Raw genomic sequence first — 19,416 nt, 5'->3', positions numbered from 1 at the left:
ACTCGAATGCGGCCTGCGCGAGCGGTCCTCAACGTCCTGGTCGGCCCGCCATCGCGCAAGCCATTTGTAGCCCGTATCGGGATGGATATTAAATCGCCGGCAGAGCTCCCGCCGATTCGCTTTTTCCTGCATCGCAAGTCGAACGAACTCCCGCCGCTGATCCATAACCGACACCTCTCGCCAGGGCATGGACTTGGCCTCCCACACTGCCAAATCCGTGCACTATGATGTGTCGGCTATGTCCCCGAACACCCGTCGGTCATGTCCCCGGGCTGAACATCAAGCCGGACGATGACAGCTGAGAAGCGCTCGGGCTACGCCACCTTCGGATCGAGCTCGCCCTTGGCGTAGCGCTTGGCCATCTCGGCGGTGGTCAGGACCTTCTTGATCTTGCTGGCCTGGCCCGCGGTATTGAACTCCTGCAGCCGCTGCTTGCAGAGCTTGGTCATCGCCTCCATCGCCGGCTTCAGGTACTTGCGCGGGTCGAACTCTTCCGGGTGATCGGTCAGCACCTTGCGGATCTGGCCGGTCATGGCCATGCGGTTGTCGGTGTCGATGTTGATCTTGCGCACGCCATTCTTGATGCCGCGCTGGATCTCGGAGACCGGCACGCCCCAAGTCGGTTTCATCTTGCCGCCATTGGCGTTGATGATCTCCTGCAGGTCCTGCGGGACCGAGGAGGAGCCATGCATGACCAAATGGGTGTTCGGCAGCTTGCGGTGGATCTCCTCGATCACATTCATGGCGAGGATGTCGCCGTCCGGCTTGCGGGTGAACTTGTAGGCGCCATGCGAGGTGCCCATGGCGATGGCGAGCGCATCGACCTTTGTCTGCTGGACGAATTTCACGGCCTCGTCCGGATTGGTCAGCAGCTGGTCATGCGAGAGCTTGCCCTCCGCGCCATGGCCGTCTTCCTTGTCGCCCATGCCGGTCTCAAGCGAACCGAGCACGCCCAATTCACCCTCGACCGAGATGCCGCCGAGATGGGCCATGTCGGTAACCGTCCTGGTGACGCCGACATTGTAGCTCCAGTCGCCCGGAGTCTTGCCGTCGGCCTTCAGGGAGCCGTCCATCATCACCGAGGTGAAACCGGCCTGGATCGCCGTCATGCAGGTCGCGGGCTCATTGCCATGATCGAGATGCACGCAGACCGGGATCTGCGGATAGATTTCGGTCACCGCGTCCATCATGTGACGGAGCATGACGTCGTTGGCGTAGGAACGGGCACCGCGCGAGGCCTGGATGATGACGGGTGCATCGACCTCCGAGGCCGCCGCCATGATCGACAGCGCCTGCTCCATGTTGTTGATGTTGAAGGCCGGCACGCCGTAGTCGTGTTCCGCCGCATGATCCAGCAATTGACGCAACGTAATGCGTGCCATCGGTCATTTTCTCCGCTTTTGGGGGCTCAATGCGCCCGCTCGTCTCTAATTTATAATCTATCGCACTTTTAAAACTTCGACGCCCGGCAGCGGTTTCCCTTCCATCCATTCAAGAAACGCGCCGCCCGCCGTGGACACGTAGCTGAAATCTGAGGCAACGCCGGCCTGGTTCAGCGCCGCCACGGTGTCGCCGCCGCCGGCGACCGAGAGCAGTTTCTTGGCCTTGGTCCGCCCGGCGGCGTGCCTGGCGGCCGCCATGGTGCCGCGGTCGAAAGGCTGCAGCTCGAAGGCCCCGACCGGGCCGTTCCAGACCAGCGTTGCCGCATCGTCGATTGCGGCATGGATGCGAGCGCTGGACTGCGGGCCGACGTCGAGGATCATGCCCTCGGCCGGGATCGCGTCCAGTCCATAGGCATGGGAGGGGGCATTGGCAACGAAATGGTAGGCGACCACGGCATCGACGGGGAGGATGATGGCGCAGTTCGTGGCTTCCGCTTTCTCCATGATCCGCAGCGCGGTCGGCGCCAGATCCTTCTCGGCCAGCGATTTGCCGATCGCAACGCCTTGCGCATGCAGGAAGGTATTGGCCATGCCGCCGCCGATCACAAGCGCGTCAACCTTGGTGACGAGGTTTTCCAACAGGTCGATCTTGGTCGAGACCTTGGCGCCGCCAATGATCGCGATCACGGGCTTCGCGGGGGCCTCCAGCGCTTTCGACAACGCCTCGAGTTCCGCCTGCATGGTGCGCCCGGCACAGGCCGGCAGTTTGTGGCCGAGCCCCTCGGTGGAGGCATGGGCGCGGTGGGCGGCGGAGAAAGCGTCGTTGACCCAGATGTCGCCGAGCTTGGCCAATTCCGCGACAAAGGCCGGATCGTTCTTCTCCTCTTCCTTGTGGAAGCGGGTGTTTTCCAGGCACAGGATGTCACCGTCCTTCATGGCGGCGATGGCTTTCGCAGCCGGTTCGCCGACACAGTCGTCGGCGAAAGCGACAGGCTTGCTGATCACCTTCGAGAGCGCTGCCGCGACGGGCTTGAGCGATTCTTTCTCGTCGCGGCCCTTGGGCCGGCCGAAATGGGCGAGCAGGATGACCTTGCCGCCCTTTTGCGAGATTTCGGTGATGGTCGGTGCGACGCGATCGAGCCGGGTCGTGTCGGTGATGCGTCCGTTCTCCATGGGCACGTTGAGATCGACGCGCAGCAGCACACGCTTGGCTTTCACGTCGACGTCGTCGAGGGTGCGGAATTGTTTCATGGGACGTTTCCTGACGTCGTCGTTCCGATCTCGTCATTCCGGGGCGGTGCGCAGCACCGAACCCGGAATCTCGAGGTTCTCAGGTGCGCAATTGCGCACCATAGTTCGATGCTTTCGCATCGCCCGGAACGACGGGGCACAACTAAACAAATGCCCGGGACCAAGCCCGGGCACGACAAATAGTTCTTTAGAGCAGCTTGCTCATGGCGACCGCGGTGTCAGCCATGCGGTTGGAGAAGCCCCACTCATTGTCGTACCACGACATCACGCGCACCAGATTGCCGTTCATGACCTTGGTCTGGTCCATGTGGAAGGTGGAGGAGTGCGGATCGTGGTTGAAGTCGATCGAGACGTTGGGCTGCGTGGTGTAGCCAAGGATACCCTTGAGCTGCTGCTCAGCAGCGCGCTTCATTGCCTCGTTGATTTCCTTTACGTCCGTTGCACGCTTTGCAACGATCTTGAGATCGACCACCGAGACGTTAGGCGTCGGCACGCGGATCGCGACGCCGTCGAGCTTGCCCTTCAGATCCGGCAGCACGAGGCCGATCGCCTTGGCCGCACCGGTCGAGGTCGGGATCATCGACATCGCCGCCGCGCGGCCGCGGTAGAGATCCTTGTGCAGCGTGTCCAGCGTCGGCTGGTCGCCGGTATAGGCGTGGATCGTGGTCATGAAGCCGGTCTCGATGCCGACGGTGTCGTTCAGCACCTTCGCGACGGGCGCGAGACAGTTGGTGGTGCAGGAGCCGTTGGAAACGACGAGGTGATCCTTGGTCAGCGTGTCATGGTTGACGCCGTAGACGATGGTCGCGTCCGCATTCTCGGCCGGTGCTGACACCAGCACGCGCTTGGCGCCGGCCGTGAGGTGCGCAGCGGCCTTTTCCTTGGCGGTGAAGAGGCCGGTGCATTCCAGCGCGATGTCGACGCCGAGCGCCTTCCAGGGCAGCTTGGACGGATCGCGCTCGGCGCTGACCTTGATCTTGCCATTGCCGAGGCTGAGCGAGTCACCTTCAACGGTCACGGTGCCGGGGAAGCGGCCGTGCACGGAGTCGAAGCGCAGCAGATGCGCATTGGTTTCGACGGGGCCAAGATCATTGATGCCGACGACCTCGATATCCTTGCGGCCGGACTCGGCGATTGCCCGCAGGATGTTGCGGCCGATGCGGCCAAAGCCATTGATCGCGACGCGGACTGCCATCTGTTCGTCTCCTTCAATGACGCCTGTTGGAATGGCGTTTGTCGTCCCCCGCGACATGCCGTCGCCACGGGGGTTTTTAGGGGCCGACGCCCGGTTCGGCCGGACGGGAGCGGTTTGTATACTTGGTAGGTAGACCTTTTTCCCGGCAAGCTCAACCGCCCGGGGCCGCCGCGCCGATATGTCCGTCCTGCAAGGGTAAGCCGATTTCCTGAGGAACCTCAGGCTCAAAGCCTAGCCCAAAGAAATTCTTTGGCGGTCCCAAAGAAGTTTCTTGGTTAGCGGCGGGCCGTGTGCCGCTAGCCCAGCCGCTTCACGGCGGCGTTAACCACCGCCTCGGCGGTAATACCAAAGTGTTTATAGAGCTCCTTGACCGGCGCGCTTTCGCCGAACGAGTGCATGCCGATGAACTCGCCGTCCTTGCCGATCACGGCATCCCAGCCCCAGCGCACCGCGGCCTCGATGGCGATATTGACCGGGGCCTTGCCAATGACGGCCTGCTTCTTGGCTTCCGGCTGCGCCAGCAGAAGCTCCAGCGAGGGCACCGAGACGACGCGGGCGGCGATGCCGCGCTCGGCGAGCTGCTTCTGAGCGGCAACCGCGATCTCGACCTCCGAGCCCGAGGCGAACAGCGACACCCTGGCTTCGCCCTGGGCTGCGACCAGCTCATAGCCGCCCTGGCTGCACGGATTATCGGCGGGCGCCGAGGTGCGGAGCTGCGGCAGGTTCTGACGCGTCAGCGCCAGCACGGTCGGTCCGTTGGTACGGTTGAGCGCAAGCTCCCAGCATTCGGCCACCTCGACGGCGTCGCAGGGGCGGAACACGCGCATGTTGGGAATGGCGCGCAATGCGGCGAGATGCTCGACCGGCTGGTGGGTCGGGCCGTCCTCGCCAAGGCCGATGGAATCGTGGGTCATCACATAGACAACGCCGGTGCCCATCAGCGCGGCAAGCCGCATCGCGGGACGCGCGTAATCGGTGAAGGTCAGGAAGGTCGCGCCGTTCGGCGCAAAGCCGCCATGCAGGAAGATGCCGTTCATGGCAGCGGCCATGCCATGCTCGCGGATGCCGTAATGAATGAAACGGCCCTTCGGCGTCTTGGCGGAGAAGTTGACCGCCTCTTTCGGCTTGTTGTTGTTGGAGCCGGTAAGGTCGGCCGAGCCGCCGACGAACTCCATCGGCATCACGGCTGCGATCGCCTCGATCGCGGCTTCCGAGGATTTGCGGGTTGCGATGTTGAGCGGGCTCTCCAGAAGCTTCTTCTTGTGATCCTTGAACGCCTTTGCCAGCGAAGCAGGACGCTCATGGCGCAGGCGCCGCTCGAACTCGGCGCGCTTGCGGCTGCCGAGCTCGGCATGGCGCGCGTCCCATTCGGTGCGCGCTGCGCTGCCCCTGGCTCCGATCTCGCGCCAGGCCTTGAGCACGTCATCTGGCACCGAGAACGGCTCGAGCGAGATGCCGAGCTTCTCCTTGGCGGCTTTCAACTCGTTGGCGCCGAGCGCCTCGCCATGCGCCTTGTTGGTGCCGGCCTTGGTCGGCGCGCCATAGCCGATGGTGGTGCGGCAGGCGATCAGTGAGGGCTTGCTGGACTTCTGCGCGCGGGTGATCGCGGCTGCGACCGCCTTCTGGTCCTGGCCGTCGATCAGCTCGGCCGCCCAGCCGGCGGATTTGAAGCGCTTCACCTGATCGACGGAGTCGGACAGCGAGGTCGGCCCATCGATCGAGATGCCGTTGTCGTCGTAGAGCACGATCATCTTGTTGAGCTTCCAGTGCCCGGCGAGCGCGATCGCTTCCTGCGAGACGCCCTCCATCAGGTCGCCGTCGGAGACGAGCACATAGGTGCGATGGTCGACGAGCTTCTTGCCGAATTCCGCCGCGAGCATCTTTTCCGCGAGCGCCATGCCGACCGCGGTGGCAATACCCTGGCCGAGCGGGCCGGTCGTGGTCTCGACGCCCTTGGTGTGGAAATTCTCAGGATGGCCCGGCGTGCGCGATCCAAGCTGGCGGAAGCGCTTGATCTCGTCGACTGTCATTTCCGGATAGCCGGTGAGATAGAGCAGCGAATAAAGCAGCATCGAGCCGTGGCCGGCCGACAGCACGAAGCGGTCGCGGTCGGGCCAGGCCGGGTTGGCGGCGTCGAATTTCAGGAATTGCGAGAACAGCACGGTGGCGATATCCGCCGCGCCCATGGGCAATCCGGGGTGGCCGGAGTTCGCCTTCTCAACCGCATCCATCGCGAGTCCGCGAATCGCATTGGCCATACGGGTGGGGTCGACCTGCGTCATGGTGAGAATCCGTCTGAAATGAGGTGCCAAATGGGCAAGACAAGTTGGCCGAAGGCCGGGGCGAAGGCCGTTGCCCCGGGGGGATTACGGGGCTGATAGCACCTGAGTTCCTGGAGTCCAACGTTTTGAAGCGATGAAAAGTTGCTTTGCGGTGCATAGCTCGCCCGCGGCGTTGCGCTGAACGCCCCGGCCACGTAAATTTCGTTCGATAAGCGCTTGCCCGAGCGCGGGTTTTCTGAGTCCCCGGGCGGCATCTGGAAAGGCCTGGCACAGGCTTCAATGAACGATCGTCCCGCGAGTTTCCCACCCCCCGCCGAGCCGCTCACCGCGGATCTCGACACCGCGACGCGGCGGCTCATGATCGCGCTGGACGCCCTGGAGAGCGCGGTGGAGCGGCGCCGGGAGGCCGACCGCGACGAGGACGAGCTGGCGAGCCGGATCCAGGCGCTGGGCGTCGACCGCTCGCGGCTTGCCGACGAGTTGGACGGCTCGCTGGTGAAATCGCGTAAGCTCGAACGCGTCAATCGCGAAATTGCGGAGCGGCTGGATGGGGCGATCGAGACCATCCGCGAGGTGCTCGGCGTTGGTGAGAACGGCGCCAACGACGAGGATGACGACGCCGGAGAGGACGAATGAATCACATCAACGTCACCATCAACGGCCGCCAGTACCGCATGGCCTGCGAGGAAGGCCAGGAAATCCGGCTCCTGAAGCTCGCCGAAAGCCTGGAGCAGCGCATCGTCACCCTGCGCGGAAAATTCGGAGAGATCGGTGACGCGCGCTTGACGGTGATGGCGGCGCTCACAGTGTGCGACGAATTGCTCGACACCAATGCGAGGCTGCGCGCCATGGAGGACGAGCTGATCAGCCTGCGCGACGTGCGCACCGCAGCCGCGGACCGCGCCAAGGCGACGCAAGCCGCTGTCGCCAGCGCGCTCAATGCCGCGGCCGAGCGGATCGAGCGCACCACCCAGGTCCTGAACCGCACCATCGGCGGCGGCGTCGCCATCGGGTGATCCCGGCTTCCACCCGCCCCTCCAGGGGCGGATGAAGAAGCCTCGTGATCGGTGGCCCGTAGGAAGCGAAAGCCGGTCGAAGCTCCTGGCGCTGGCGAAATCGCCCCGCGATTGCTACATTGGCCCCCGCGAAGCTGTGTCGCGCGTCAGGAGCCATATATCCCCGGGGCCTTATCGATCCTTAAGGGAACTGTCCCTGGCCGGGTCCGTGGATCCGGACATATGGTGCCCACCTACTTTCGTAGGGAACTCCGGGATCGAGCGCTCCAACGGCGATTGCGGCCTCGCACTTTGACTTCGTTGATGGTTGCGTCATGCCCCGCCAACCGATCTCTCCGGCGGGGTACCCAGTGGCCGGGTTATCCCGGCCGATCACGATCGCCCCTGGAATCCCGGATCGCCTGCCTTCGCAGGCGATGACGACACGAGGTGATGCGCTATGGCTCAAACCGCTCGGGTCCCCACCAAGGCCGATCTCCGTGCCGCCGCGCTGGCCAGGCGCGATGCCATTTCGCCCGACCAGCGCGCCGCCGCGGCGGACGCGATCGCTGCGCGCGGGCTGCCGTTCGAGATCGCGAATGGCGCAGTGATCTCAGCCTATTCGCCGATCCGCAACGAGATCGATCCGACGCCGCTGATGCATAAACTTGCCGGCCTCGGCGCGCGGCTTGCGCTGCCGAGCGTGACCGCGCGTGGCCATTCGCTGATCTTTCGCGCCTGGTCGCCGGGCGAGCGGTTGATGCTGGGCGCGCTCGGCATCCCCGAGCCGTCGCCCGCCGCCGCAGAGGTTCTGCCCGATGTCATGCTGGTGCCGCTCGCTGCCTTCGACCGGCTCGGCCACCGCATCGGCTATGGTGCGGGGCATTATGACTTCACCTTCGCGCATTTGCGCAAGGTGAAGCCGGTCACAGGCGTCGGGCTTGCCTTCGCGGCCCAGGAAACCAGGGCCATTCCGGCCTTGTCGCACGACGTGGCGCTGGATTATGTGCTAACGGAAACGAAGGTATTCGATTTCCGGAGCAGTTAGGTTGCGTATTCTTTTTGTGGGGGACGTCGTAGGCAGGGCCGGGCGCAACGCGATCGCCGAGCATCTGCCGGGCCTGATCCGCGATTGGTCGCTCGATCTCGTAGTCGTGAACGGCGAGAACGCGGCCGGGGGGTTCGGCATCACCGAGACCATCTATCAGGAATTGCTCGATGCGGGTGCCGATGCCATCACGCTCGGCAATCACTCCTGGGACCAGCGCGAAGCGCTGGTGTTCATCGATCGCGCGCCAAGGCTGGTCCGGCCGGTGAATTTTCCGCGCGGCACGCCCGGCCGCGGGGCTGCGCTGGTCGACACCAAAAATGGCAGGCGTGCGCTGGTCATCAATGCCATGGGCCGCGTGTTCATGACGCCGTTCGACGATCCGTTCGCAGCACTCGAGCGCGAGCTGTCCGCCTGTCCGTTGCGCGAGGCTGCGGATGCCATTCTGGTCGATTTCCATTGCGAGGCGACCAGCGAGAAGCAGGGCATCGGCTTCTTCTGCGACGGTCGCGCCAGCCTCGTCGTCGGCACCCATACCCACGTGCCGACCGCCGACCACCAGATCCTGCCCGGCGGCACCGCCTACATGACCGACGCCGGCATGACCGGCGACTACGACTCCATCATTGGCATGCAGAAGGACGAGCCGCTGCGCCGCTTCACGACAGGAATCCCGTCGGGGCGTTTCGAGGCAGCCCTGGGACCTGCGACGCTTTCAGGTGTCGCGGTCGAGACCGACGATGCAACGGGGCTCGCCGTGAAGATCGCTCCAGTACGGATCGGCGGAAGGCTGGAGCCGGCACGGCCGGGGTTCTGGAGCGGGTAGCCGGTTCACTCGTTATTCCGGGGCGCGCTTAAAACGAGCGAACCCGGAATCCGGAGGTTGGAGCGTGAGACCCCGGGGGCGCTGCCTCTCGCGAGCGCCCCGGAATGACACCGGAATTCAAAAGCCGAAGAACTTCGCGCGCAACGCGTCCTCGTACTTCGCCTTGGCGTCCTTCACGACGCTGCGCATTTCATCTTCATCGAAATGTGCCTGCTCCCACTGGTCGACATCGGCGATGTCGTGGGCTACGGAGGCCAGTGCCTCTTCTTTCCGGATCGCGGCGATCCAGGCTTCGACCGCGTTCTTGTAGGCGGCCTGCAGTTCGTCCAGCTCTGGATGCTCGCTCATCGTTGGCCCCTCGTGATTGTCGCGGGGTCTTATAGGCAGCGCCGATGAACAAACGACGACAGCTTGCGCGAGCCCGTCTCATGACTGGCGGAAGCCCATGCGCAGGGCGCCCCAGTGGCGGCCGTTGACGATGATGGGCGAGGAGACGTCCTTCATCAGCACGAACTTGCCGCCGCCCATGTCGCGCCGGTAGGTCTGCAGCAGGAACGGCTTGGTATTGCCAGCCACGTTCTTCACCGCGCGGTCGTTGAACAGGCGACGGTTGCGGCAATTGGCATTATTCCAGACCGGATCATTGCCCTGCGGCAGGCGATAGTTGGGATTGTGCGTCGGCAGATAGCCGCCCCTGGCCCAGGCGACGCAATACACGATGCGCGGATCGGATTTCTGGACTGGATCCTGGATCGCGGGCAGCACGCGGTCGGTGAACTCGACATAGTCGGTCTTGTATTGCTTCGGATTGGTGCCGGGAATTTCGCGATATTTCTCGTCCATCAACTGCGCGAGCGTGATCTCGCCGCGGGCGACGCCCTGTTCGAACGTCGCCGTGATGCGCCGGGCCGTTTCGACCACGACACGGATCAGCGGCGCATCCGAGGTTTCGACGCCTGAATCGGCGATCATCGCGATCAGGCCCTCGGAGACTTCGAGCAGTTTTGCGACACGTTCGTCGGCGTGCTTTAGGTCGGTCGAGGACAGGTCGACGCCCTTGGCGAGATTGGTCAGCTCATCGATCACGAAGTCGCAATGGCCGAGGTTGGAGGTCGCAGCCCTTGCGACGCTGTCGATCTCGCGGCCAACCCGGGTGAAGCCATCCTGCACGCGGGCGATGATGCTCTCGATCTGTTGCGCGCCTTCGCCGGCATTTTTCGCCCGCGCCGAGGCCTCGCTGCTCTCGCCGATGAGATTGTTAAGCTCGCCATCGAGCCCGCGCACGGTGTTGCCGATCTGATGCGTCGCCTGGCGGGTGGCTTCTGCGAGGCTCTTCACCTCGCTTGCAACCACGGCAAAGCCGCGGCCGGCAGAGCCCGCCCGCGCGGCCTCGATGGTTGCGTTCAGCGCAAGCAGGTTGGTTTGTCTGGCGATCGCCTCGATCGAGGTCGAGACTTTCGCGACCTGCGCCAGCGCGGAGGACACTGCGGACAGCCGGCCTTCGATGCGGCCGACCGCCTCGACCAGCTCGTCGATATGCCGCACCGCGGTCTCCACCGCCGTGCGCGACTGGGTGATCTCGTTGACCGCATAGGCGCTTGCGGACTGCACGGCTTTCGACGCATCGGCGATGTCATGGTTGGCGGTGACCATGGTCTGCGCGGTCTGTTGCAGATGGCCGAACCGCTTGGACTGGTCGGTGACGCGGCTTGCCACCTCCTGGACATTGCCGGCGACATCGGCAAGCTCCACGCCGAGCCCGCCGATGCGGTTGGCGAGCTGGTCGACCAGCCGTTCGCTGGTCGAGGGGGTGTTGGGCGTTTCCACTTTCACAGGCGCAGCGAGCGACATTGCCGCGTTTCTCCAGACATTAGAATTAGAATTCGAGACGTCGTTTCAACGCCGTTTCGGCGTACTTCAGAGCTTGTAGGCGGTACGGAAGCCGCCCCAGTGCCGTCCCCGGACGCGGATCGGCACGTCGATTTCGCGCATCATCACGGTGTTGCCGCCGCCCATGTCGCGCGCATAGCTCTGGATCAAATAGGACCGCTCATTGCGGCCCGCGGCCAGCCCCGCCGGATCGTTGAAGATGCGGCGGTTGCGGCTGTTGGCCGTGTTCCAGGCGACATCGCCGGCTCGCTGCGGCTGCGAGTAGATCCTGTTATGCACCGGCAGATAGCCGTTGCGGTCGACGCAAGCGCAGAAGGCGATGCGCTTGTCCTTGGTGAGGAAGGCCTCCTGGAACGAGGGCAGCGCGCGCTCAGTCCAGTCGAGAAATTTGGTGCGGTGCTGCACCGGATTGGTGCCCGCTATCTCGACATAGTCGGCGTCGAACAGATCGGCCGGCCTAATCGCGCCGCTTGCGACCGCGTCCTCGAAGATCTTGTTCAGGGTGCTGCCTGCTTCCATCGCGCGTGTGACGAACTCGAGGTTCTCCTCGCGGATCGCCCACAACTGGTCTTCGATCTTCTCGGCGAAATCCGCGCTGACGCCCTCGAAGCGCGCCTGGGTGCCGCTCTTGGCATGCTCGTCGATGCGGATGCGGCAGGGGCCGATAGTCTCGAGTCTTGCCGGCAGGCTCTGGTGCAGCGGCAGGCTCGCCGCGCCGGGGCCCGAGATCAACAGGCCCTGTCTCGCGATCTCATAGACCGAAGCGGTCAGCGTGCCATGGGAGCTGTCGATCTCGATCTTGAGATGGCAGGGCAGCTTCTCGTGCTTGCGGCGCTCCTCGCTTTCCTTCTGCTTGAGCAGGACCGCGCTGCGTGCCTTCAGCTTCTCCGCAAATGCCGTGACGGCCTTGCCGGCAGAGGCCATGCTCTCGCCATGGGATTCCGCAGCCTTGGTCGCGCCGTCGATCTCAGCGGCGCTTTCGCCGACGGAGGCGATGAAACGCGAGGCGGAGGCGGCATTGTCGGACATCTCGCCGGTGGTCTTGTTCTGCTCGGCGACGGCGCCGTTGACGGTTTCGAACACCGGGCGGATCGCATCGATCGCCTGCGAGATGCGGTGCACGGCATCCGCCGAGCCTGCGGCGTCGCGTTGCAGCGCCTCGATCTTCCGGGTGATCTCCTCCGTCGCGCCCTGGGTTTGCACCGCGAGCGCCTTGACCTCGTTCGCGACCACGGCAAAGCCGCGGCCCGCTTCGCCCGCGCGCGCCGCCTCGATGGTGGAGTTCAATGCGAGCAGCGTGGTCTGGCGTGCGATCTGGGCGATCAGGTTTACGACATTGCCGATCGCGGACGAGGATTCCCGGAGGCGATCGACATTGGCGCGTGCCTCGGTCGCTGCCTGGGTGGCGAGGTCGGCCAGCCGGCTGGCGTCGCGCACCTGGCTGCCGATGCCTTGCGCCGACTGGGTGAATTTTTCGGCCGTCAACGCAAAGATGGAGGCGGTGCCCTGGGCTGTGCCCGAGCGGCCGCTCAGAGCATCCGTACGCTCGCGGATGGTGGCCAGCGTTGCGGCAGTCGCGTCCGCCCCGGTCGCGACCGAATGCGCCGCCCGCTCCAGCTTGCGGATGGTGCCGCCGAGCTCGAGTTCCAGAAGTTCGAGGATTTCGCTGACGGAATCACTATCGGGAGAGGGGACGGCCGCAGGCGTGGGCTCCGGCGCAGCCGGTTGCTGGGCAGACGTCTCCGGCTCCGGCACCCGTTTTTTGAGAAAACCGAACGCCATTGGCTTTTCTGCAATTGTGGATTGAGATTGATATCTTTACACCGAGGGGTGAAGTCACAGTTAACGATGGCCTGTCCGTGAGCAGGAACAGGTATTATATTACCCTAGACATGGGCTAAATCTTTGATTTTGGTGGTCACCGGGCCTATAACGCCGCGCTTTCCGCCTCCGAATGATTCCGGGGACGACTCCTTCAGATAGAGACACCGCATGGCCGGACATTCCCAATTCAAGAACATTATGCACCGCAAGGGCCGGCAGGACGCCCAGAAGTCGAAGCTGTTCGGCAAGCTCGCCCGCGAAATCACGGTCTCTGCCAAGCTCGGTACGCCAGATCCCGCCATGAACCCGCGGCTGCGCGCCGCCGTGGTCGCGGCGCGGCAGGAAAACATGCCCAAGGACAATATCGAGCGCGCCATCAAGAAGGCGATCGGCGGTGAGGGCGAGAACTATGACGAGATCCGCTACGAGGGCTACGGTCCCGGCGGGGTCGCCGTCATTGTCGAGGCGCTGACCGACAACCGCAACCGCGCCGCCTCGGACATCCGCTCCTACTTTACGAAATCGGGTGGCAATCTCGGCGAAACCGGCTCGGTCGCCTTCATGTTCGACCGCATCGGTCTGATCGAATATGATTCAAGCGCCGCCTCCGACGACGCCATGCTGGACGCGGCGATCGAGGCCGGCGCCGACGACGTGATCTCGGGCGAGAACGGTCACGAGGTCTATGCGTCGCCCGACAATTTGCGCGAGGTCGCCAAGGCGCTGGAGGCGAAATTCGGCGAGCCTCGCAAGGCCGCGCTGACCTGGAAGCCGCAGAACACGGTCGCCGTCGACGACGAGACCGGCGAGAAGCTTCTGAAGCTGATGGACCTGCTCAACGAGCACGACGATGTCCAGAACGTGTTCGCCAACTTCGAGATTTCCGACGCGTTGATGGCGAAGATGGGCGGGTAGTTGGCTGGCGGGACATCATGCGCTTCGGCTCGCTTTCCCCGGATATGATTGCCCGTTCCTGTTTCGTTGCTCCTTGTCAGGCGCTATCACTAGTCCATGGCGCCCTTATCGATTCGCATTCCCCTTCGCATTGTCGGTATCGACCCGGGCCTGCGCCGCACCGGCTGGGGCGTGGTCGAGAGCGACGGCAACCGGCTCAGCTTCGTCGCCTGCGGCTCGGTCGAGCCGCCGGACACGCTGCCACTCTCGGGGCGGCTGCTCGCGATCCATGACGGTCTCTCCACGGTGCTGCGCGAATTCGCGCCCGCCGAAGCCGCGGTCGAGCAGACCTTTGTCAACAAGGACGGAGTTGCCACCCTCAAGCTCGGCCAGGCCCGCGGCGTTGCCATGCTGGTGCCCGCAATGTTCGGCATTGCGGTTGCCGAATATGCGCCGAACCAGGTCAAGAAGACCGTGGTCGGCGCGGGCCATGCCGACAAGAACCAGATTGCCGTGATGTTGAAAGTCCTGTTGCCCAAGGCCGAGCCGAAATCGCCTGACGCGGCGGACGCGCTCGCGATCGCGATCACGCACGCCCATCACCGCCAGAGCTCCGCGCTCCGGCTGAAGGTGGTCGGCATATGATCGGCAAGCTGAAGGGCCTGATCGATTCCTATGGCGAGGACTTTATCATCCTCGACGTCGGCGGCGTCGGCTACCAGGTGCAATGCTCGGCGCGCACGCTGCAGGCGCTCCCCGCGCCGGGCGAAGCCGCCGTATTGTCGATCGAGACCTATGTCCGCGAGGACGCGATCAAACTGTTCGGCTTCAGGAGCGACGTCGAGCGCGAATGGTTTCGCTTGCTGCAGACCGTGCAGGGCGTCGGCGCCAAGGTCGCGCTCGCCGTGCTCGGCACGCTGCCGCCGTCCGAGCTTGCCAATGCAATCGCGCTGCGCGACAAGGCCGCGGTGTCGCGCACGCCGGGCGTCGGCCCCAAGGTCGCCGAGCGCATCGTCACGGAGCTCAAAGACAAGGCGCCGGGCTTTGCGGATGTCGACCCGGCGGTGGTCCATCTGGCCGGCGCCATCGACGATGCCCGCGCGCCGCGCCCGGTGGCCGACGCCATTTCCGCGCTGGTCAATCTCGGCTATGGCCAGCCGCAGGCCGCTGCCGCTATTGCCGCTGCCGCCCGCAGCGCCGGCGAGAATGCACAGACGGCCCAATTGATTCGCTTGGGCCTGAAGGAATTGGCGAAGTAGGCTATCGTCGCCGGGCCGGCACTTCACCCTTAAGGAAATGCATCGCCAACCATGCTGACCAAGAAGGACAAGGAACTGATCGACGCCGCCACCAAGGCGATCAGCGAGCGCTATCGCAACGACTGGCAGGAGGTGGGGGCGGCCATGCGCACCCGCGACGGCCGCATCATCACCGGTGTGAACATCGACGCTTATATCGGCCGCATCGCGGTCTGTGCGGAAGCGATCGCGATCGGCCGCGCCATCACCGAGAGCGGTGACCACGGCATCGAGACCATCGTGGCCGTGCGCCATCCCAAGCCCGACGAGCCTGGCAAGATCGCGGTCGTCTCGCCTTGCGGCATCTGCCGCGAGTTGATTCATGACTATGACTCCAAGGCGCGCGTCATCGTTCCCAACAGCGGCCGCACGCCGAAGGTTGTCACCATCGGCGAATTGCTGCCGAACAAGTACAAGCGGGGCAACGAATGACGCAGCCCTCGCGCATGGTCACGCCGGAGCGCCGCAATGAGGACGCCTCGGACATCGCGCTGCGCCCACAAAAACTGTCGGAATTCGTCGGCCAGCAGCAGGCGCGCGCCAACTTGCAGATCTTCATCGACGCCGCGCGCAAGCGTGGCGAGGCGCTGGATCATGTGCTGTTCGTCGGTCCCCCGGGCCTTGGCAAGACCACGCTGGCGCAGATCGTGTCGCGCGAGCTCGGCGTCGGTTTTCGCGCCACCTCCGGCCCCGTGATCGCCAAGGCCGGCGATCTCGCCGCGCTTCTGACCAATCTCGAAGAGCGCGACGTGCTCTTCATTGACGAGATTCATCGCCTGAGTCCCGCGGTCGAGGAAGTGCTTTATCCCGCGATGGAGGATTTCCAGCTCGACCTCATCATCGGCGAGGGGCCCGCGGCGCGCTCGGTGAAGATCGAGCTTGCGAAGTTCACGCTAGTCGGCGCCACCACGCGTGCAGGCCTTCTGACCAATCCACTGCGCGACCGTTTCGGCATTCCGGTCCGGCTCAATTTCTACACCGTGGAGGAGCTGGAAAAGATCGTCACCCGCGGCGCGCGCGTGCTCAAGGTCGGCATGACACCTGACGGTGCCAACGAGATCGCGCGCCGCGCCCGCGGCACGCCGCGCATCGCCGGCCGCCTGCTGCGCCGGGTGCGCGATTTTGCTTCCGCCGCGAATGCCGCCTCCATCGACCGCGCCATCGCCGATCATGCGCTCAGCGCGCTCGAGGTCGACGCCGCCGGGCTGGATGCCATGGACCGGCGCTACCTCTCCACCATCGCGCTGAATTATGGCGGCGGCCCGGTCGGTGTGGAGACAATGGCCGCGGCGCTGTCGGAGCCGCGCGATGCGATCGAGGACATCATCGAGCCCTATCTGATCCAGTGCGGCTACCTGCAGCGCACCCCGCGCGGCCGCCTGCTGACCTCCCACGCCTTCCGCCATCTCGACATCGCCGAGCCCTCGCGCGATCCCGCGCAGTTCGGCTTATTCGGGAACGAGGAGGAATAAGGTTAAGCGAATTACCTCCGCATCGTCGTCCCGGATCGCGCTTCGCTTGTCCGGGACGACGAGCGATGAGTTTCATCTACATGAACAACCGGTAACCATTAGGGTTACCTCCCCGCGCGGCTTGCCAAATTCCGCTGCAATCTCGAAATAGGTCAGAGCGCGCATCACCGCTGGGGCTTTATGCTTTCACGTCGTCGTTTTCTGCAATTTTTGGCCGGTATCGGCGCTTTCGGCGCTTCGACCACGGCCTATGGCTTCGGTGAGCCGCTCTTTCGGCTGGATGTCACGCGCTATCAGCTGTCGCCGTCGCGATGGCCAAAGGATTTCCCGCTCAAGATCGCCGTTGTCGCCGACCTGCATGCCTGTGATCCCTGGATGTCGGTCGATCACATTGATGAGATCGTGAAGCGCACCAACGCCCTTGGTGCCGACCTGATCGTGATGCTTGGCGACTATGTCGCGGGCCATCGCCACATCACGCGGAAAATTCCGGCCGAGGAATGGGCGCAGGTCCTCGCCGGGCTGAGGGCGCCGCTCGGCGTGCACGCCATCCTCGGCAACCATGACTACTGGGATGATTTTATCGTGCAGCACAGCGGCCAGGGCCCGACCGCTGCGCGCCGCGCGCTGGAGGATGTCGGCATTCCCGTCTACGAGAACGACGCCGTCCGCTTAAATATCGGCGGCCGGCCTTTCTGGCTGGCGGGGCTTGGCGACCAGCTCGCCTACTGGCCGGCGCGGCGGTTTCGCCCGGTGCGGCGCATCGGCGTCGACGATCTCGGCGCGACGCTCGCGAAAGTCACTGACGATGCGCCGGTCATCCTGCTCGCGCACGAGCCCGATGTTGCCGCCCACGTGCCCGATCGCGTGGCGCTGCAGCTTTCCGGGCACACCCATGGCGGCCAGGTCCGGTTGCTTGGCTGGTCGCCGGTGGTGCCGACGCGCTACGGCAACCGGCTGGCCTATGGCCATGCCCGCTTCAAATGCGACGTCATCGTCTCGGGCGGACTCGGCTGCAGCATCATGCCGTTCCGCCTCGGCGTTCCCCCGGAGATCGTGCTGGTGACGCTGGGCGAACAGGCTCCCGCACTGTCCTGATCGCGGGCCACGCGCTTGCGCCTCACGAAAATTTGCGCAAAACGTTGGTGAGCAGCTAACGGGTGCGCAAGTGACCCTTCCTCATCTCGACGGCGAGATCCGCGACGGCCGGCATCACATGCAGGTGCGCATCTACTATGAGGACACGGATTTTTCCGGTATCGTCTATCACGCCAGCTACCTGCGCTTCATGGAGCGCGGCCGCACCAATCATTTGCGGCTGATGGGTGCCGAGCAGCATGCGCTCTATGCCCAGGCTGAGAGCGAAGCGCCAGGGTTTGCCTTTGTCGTGCGCTCGATGCAGATCGATTATCTGAGGCCCGCGCGCATGGACGATGTGCTCGACGTCGTGACCTGGCCAGTCGCGGTGAAGGGTGCGTCCATCACGCTCGCGCAGCAGGTCCGGCGCGGCGAGGAGCTGCTGGTGAAAGCCGAGGTCCGCGTCGCCTTCATCAGCGAGGGACGGGCGCATCCGATCCCGAAATCGCTGCGTACGCTGCTGAAGGCGGATTTGCTTTAGCAATCGCCCGATAGCAAACCCGCCATCGACTTGTCGGATGGCGGCGATAGACTGGCACCGCACGAACCCAACTCGAGGCCAACCATGTCCCGACCACCTTTGCCGCCGTTCACGAGAGAGACCGCTGCGCAGAAGGCGCGCATGGCGGAAGATGCCTGGAATTCACGCGACCCCCAAAAAGTCGCGCTCGCCTATACCGAGGACAGCCGCTGGCGCAACCGCTCGGAATTTTTCCAGGGCCGCGCCGCCATCGTCGCCTTCCTCACGCGCAAATGGGCAAAGGAATTGGACTACCGCCTGATCAAGGATCTCTGGGCCTTCGACGGCAACCGTATCGCGGTGCGCTTCCAGTACGAATGGCACGACGCCAGCGGCCAGTGGCACCGTTCCTACGGCAATGAGCAATGGGAGTTCGACGAGCACGGCCTGATGCGGCGCCGCGAGGCGAGCATCAACGATGTCGAGATCGCGGAAAAGGACCGGCGTTTCCACTGGCCCGCACCAGGTCCGCGGCCCGCGGATGTGCCGGGGCTAAGCGAGAGCCCGTTCTAGCTTTCCGTCGTCCCGGCTCGCCGGGACGACACCGCGCGTTGCGCGCCGGCTCTGCGCTAAAGCATGATCCGGAAAAGTGTGTTGCGGTTTTCCGAAAAGATCATGCTCAATCAAGGACCTAAAGCGCGATGACGATTCAACCAAATCTCATCGCGCTTTAGGCCGCTGCCTTGTGCCGCGCGAGCTCGGCTTTGTAGAGCTCGAACTCCTCGGCGATCGCCTTGGCGACCGATGGCCGCGCGCGGAGCCGCTCGTAATAGGCTTTCAGCACCGGCCATTTCGCAAGCTCCACCGGAGGCGTCGCCATGGTCCAGTTGATCACTGTGACCAGATAGGCGTCGGCGACGCTGAAATGGTCGAGCAGGTAGTCGCGGCCTTTCAGGTAGGTCTCGAGATAGTCGAGCCGCGACAGGTTCTTCTCCAGCACATAAGCCTTCACCTCCGGTGCCGCCTTGCGATCCAGCAGCGGCACGAACAGGCTCTTGTGCAGCTCGGTGCCGATGAAGCAAAGCCATTGCTGCAGTCGGCTGCGCTCCAACCCGTCGGCGGCACCGAGTTTGGCCTGTGCGAGGCGCTCGGCGACATATTGCAGGATCGCGGCATTCTCGGTCAGCACCACGCCGTCATCGGTGCGCAGCGTCGGCACCAGGCCGAGCGGATTCACCTTGCGGAAATCGGAACCGTCCTTGAGCACGGTCTTTGTCCTGGGATCAACCTCGAGATAGGTGGCTGCGCCGCCTGCCTCGTAAAATGCGATCCGCGTGGCCATTGAGCAGGCGAGCGGCGAAAAATACAGCTCCATTGGCGTCTTCCTTTGCGGTTGTATGTCCCTCATGCGGGGTCTTTGTTGTTTTTTATACTGTTCTGCATAATATAACTGTCGTCAAGG

General features: G+C 64.2%; 21 protein-coding genes and 1 other RNA gene. 13 read left to right on the top strand and 9 right to left on the bottom strand.

The window, feature by feature from the left end:
- The 5 genes from A3AI_RS46505 to tkt all read right to left on the bottom strand — a co-directional run.
- A partial coding sequence (locus A3AI_RS46505; protein WP_156927996.1) for a helix-turn-helix domain-containing protein occupies positions 1 to 189 on the bottom strand: 189 nt, incomplete at its 3' end.
- 125 nt (positions 190 to 314) lie between these two features.
- A complete protein-coding gene (gene fba, locus A3AI_RS0129850; RefSeq protein WP_024519096.1) occupies positions 315 to 1,382 on the bottom strand; it encodes a class II fructose-bisphosphate aldolase in 1,068 nt (355 codons plus the stop codon).
- Positions 1,383 to 1,439: 57 nt separating this feature from the next.
- Positions 1,440 to 2,633 (bottom strand): phosphoglycerate kinase, encoded by a 1,194-nt coding sequence (locus A3AI_RS0129845; protein ID WP_024519095.1) that lies wholly within the window; start codon positions 2,631 to 2,633, stop codon positions 1,440 to 1,442.
- A 187-nt stretch (positions 2,634 to 2,820) separates the two neighbouring features.
- On the bottom strand, positions 2,821 to 3,828 hold the full coding sequence (gene gap / locus A3AI_RS0129840; RefSeq protein ID WP_024519094.1) for a type I glyceraldehyde-3-phosphate dehydrogenase: 1,008 nt from the start codon (positions 3,826 to 3,828) through the stop codon (positions 2,821 to 2,823).
- Positions 3,829 to 4,124: 296 nt separating this feature from the next.
- Positions 4,125 to 6,110: a transketolase gene (gene tkt / locus A3AI_RS0129835; protein WP_024519093.1), complete on the bottom strand. Its 1,986-nt coding sequence runs from the start codon at positions 6,108 to 6,110 to the stop codon at positions 4,125 to 4,127.
- Positions 6,111 to 6,389: 279 nt separating this feature from the next.
- Here tkt and A3AI_RS0129830 point away from each other — a divergent pair, with 279 nt between their 5' ends.
- From A3AI_RS0129830 to A3AI_RS0129815, 5 genes are all read left to right on the top strand, one after another.
- The gene (locus A3AI_RS0129830; protein ID WP_024519092.1) at positions 6,390 to 6,746 is read left to right on the top strand and encodes a DUF4164 domain-containing protein; all 357 of its coding nucleotides are present in this window, start codon (positions 6,390 to 6,392) and stop codon (positions 6,744 to 6,746) included.
- A complete protein-coding gene (locus tag A3AI_RS0129825) occupies positions 6,743 to 7,126 on the top strand; it encodes a cell division protein ZapA (protein WP_024519091.1) in 384 nt (127 codons plus the stop codon). The genes A3AI_RS0129830 and A3AI_RS0129825 overlap by 4 nt, the downstream gene beginning before the upstream one ends.
- A 128-nt stretch (positions 7,127 to 7,254) precedes the next feature.
- Positions 7,255 to 7,415, top strand: a non-coding RNA gene (gene ssrS, locus A3AI_RS45820) — 6S RNA.
- Between the two features lie 150 nt (positions 7,416 to 7,565).
- On the top strand, positions 7,566 to 8,153 hold the full coding sequence (locus A3AI_RS0129820; protein ID WP_024519090.1) for a 5-formyltetrahydrofolate cyclo-ligase: 588 nt from the start codon (positions 7,566 to 7,568) through the stop codon (positions 8,151 to 8,153).
- A 1-nt stretch (position 8,154) separates the two neighbouring features.
- On the top strand, positions 8,155 to 8,979 hold the full coding sequence (locus A3AI_RS0129815) for a TIGR00282 family metallophosphoesterase (protein ID WP_024519089.1): 825 nt from the start codon (positions 8,155 to 8,157) through the stop codon (positions 8,977 to 8,979).
- 117 nt (positions 8,980 to 9,096) lie between these two features.
- Here the strand turns inward: A3AI_RS0129815 and A3AI_RS0129810 are convergent, their stop codons facing one another.
- The 3 genes from A3AI_RS0129810 to A3AI_RS0129800 form a co-directional block, all read right to left on the bottom strand.
- On the bottom strand, positions 9,097 to 9,327 hold the full coding sequence (locus A3AI_RS0129810; protein WP_024519088.1) for a hypothetical protein: 231 nt from the start codon (positions 9,325 to 9,327) through the stop codon (positions 9,097 to 9,099).
- 78 nt (positions 9,328 to 9,405) lie between these two features.
- Positions 9,406 to 10,830, bottom strand: coding sequence for a methyl-accepting chemotaxis protein (locus A3AI_RS0129805; protein WP_024519087.1), 1,425 nt, complete (start codon positions 10,828 to 10,830; stop codon positions 9,406 to 9,408).
- Positions 10,831 to 10,896: 66 nt separating this feature from the next.
- Positions 10,897 to 12,651 (bottom strand): methyl-accepting chemotaxis protein, encoded by a 1,755-nt coding sequence (locus tag A3AI_RS0129800; protein WP_024519086.1) that lies wholly within the window; start codon positions 12,649 to 12,651, stop codon positions 10,897 to 10,899.
- A gap of 210 nt (positions 12,652 to 12,861) precedes the next feature.
- On the opposite strand from A3AI_RS0129800, the gene A3AI_RS0129795 reads away from it, so the two are divergent.
- The 8 genes from A3AI_RS0129795 to A3AI_RS0129760 all read left to right on the top strand — a co-directional run bounded on the left by A3AI_RS0129795 (position 12,862) and on the right by A3AI_RS0129760 (position 18,527).
- Positions 12,862 to 13,608, top strand: a complete 747-nt coding sequence (locus A3AI_RS0129795) for a YebC/PmpR family DNA-binding transcriptional regulator (protein WP_024519085.1) — start codon at positions 12,862 to 12,864, stop codon at positions 13,606 to 13,608.
- A gap of 96 nt (positions 13,609 to 13,704) precedes the next feature.
- Entirely contained in the window at positions 13,705 to 14,232 is a 528-nt protein-coding gene (gene ruvC / locus A3AI_RS0129790) for a crossover junction endodeoxyribonuclease RuvC (protein ID WP_024519084.1), read from the top strand.
- Positions 14,229 to 14,846, top strand: coding sequence for a Holliday junction branch migration protein RuvA (gene ruvA / locus A3AI_RS0129785; RefSeq protein WP_024519083.1), 618 nt, complete (start codon positions 14,229 to 14,231; stop codon positions 14,844 to 14,846). Before ruvC ends, ruvA begins: the two co-directional genes overlap by 4 nt.
- Positions 14,847 to 14,897: 51 nt before the next feature.
- The gene (locus A3AI_RS0129780; protein WP_024519082.1) at positions 14,898 to 15,317 is read left to right on the top strand and encodes a cytidine deaminase; all 420 of its coding nucleotides are present in this window, start codon (positions 14,898 to 14,900) and stop codon (positions 15,315 to 15,317) included.
- Complete coding sequence (gene ruvB / locus A3AI_RS0129775; RefSeq protein ID WP_024519081.1) at positions 15,314 to 16,357, top strand: Holliday junction branch migration DNA helicase RuvB; 1,044 nt, start codon at positions 15,314 to 15,316, stop codon at positions 16,355 to 16,357. Before A3AI_RS0129780 ends, ruvB begins: the two co-directional genes overlap by 4 nt.
- Before the next feature lie 180 nt (positions 16,358 to 16,537).
- A complete protein-coding gene (locus A3AI_RS0129770) occupies positions 16,538 to 17,455 on the top strand; it encodes a metallophosphoesterase (RefSeq protein WP_024519080.1) in 918 nt (305 codons plus the stop codon).
- 70 nt (positions 17,456 to 17,525) lie between these two features.
- Positions 17,526 to 17,975 carry a tol-pal system-associated acyl-CoA thioesterase gene (gene ybgC / locus A3AI_RS0129765; protein WP_024519079.1) on the top strand — a complete coding sequence of 150 codons (450 nt, stop codon included), beginning with the start codon at positions 17,526 to 17,528 and terminating at the stop codon, positions 17,973 to 17,975.
- 84 nt (positions 17,976 to 18,059) lie between these two features.
- Positions 18,060 to 18,527, top strand: a complete 468-nt coding sequence (locus tag A3AI_RS0129760; RefSeq protein ID WP_024519078.1) for a nuclear transport factor 2 family protein — start codon at positions 18,060 to 18,062, stop codon at positions 18,525 to 18,527.
- Positions 18,528 to 18,684: 157 nt separating this feature from the next.
- On the opposite strand, the gene A3AI_RS0129755 is transcribed toward A3AI_RS0129760, so the two are convergent.
- Positions 18,685 to 19,329: a glutathione binding-like protein gene (locus tag A3AI_RS0129755; RefSeq protein WP_024519077.1), complete on the bottom strand. Its 645-nt coding sequence runs from the start codon at positions 19,327 to 19,329 to the stop codon at positions 18,685 to 18,687.
- Positions 19,330 to 19,416 lie beyond the last annotated feature (87 nt).

Origin of the sequence: Bradyrhizobium sp. Tv2a-2 (assembly GCF_000472425.1) — a bacterium.
Classification (GTDB): domain Bacteria; phylum Pseudomonadota; class Alphaproteobacteria; order Rhizobiales; family Xanthobacteraceae; genus Bradyrhizobium.
The sequence above is the reverse complement of the archived record's forward strand: the minus strand, read 5'-3'. Positions and strand labels throughout refer to the sequence as shown.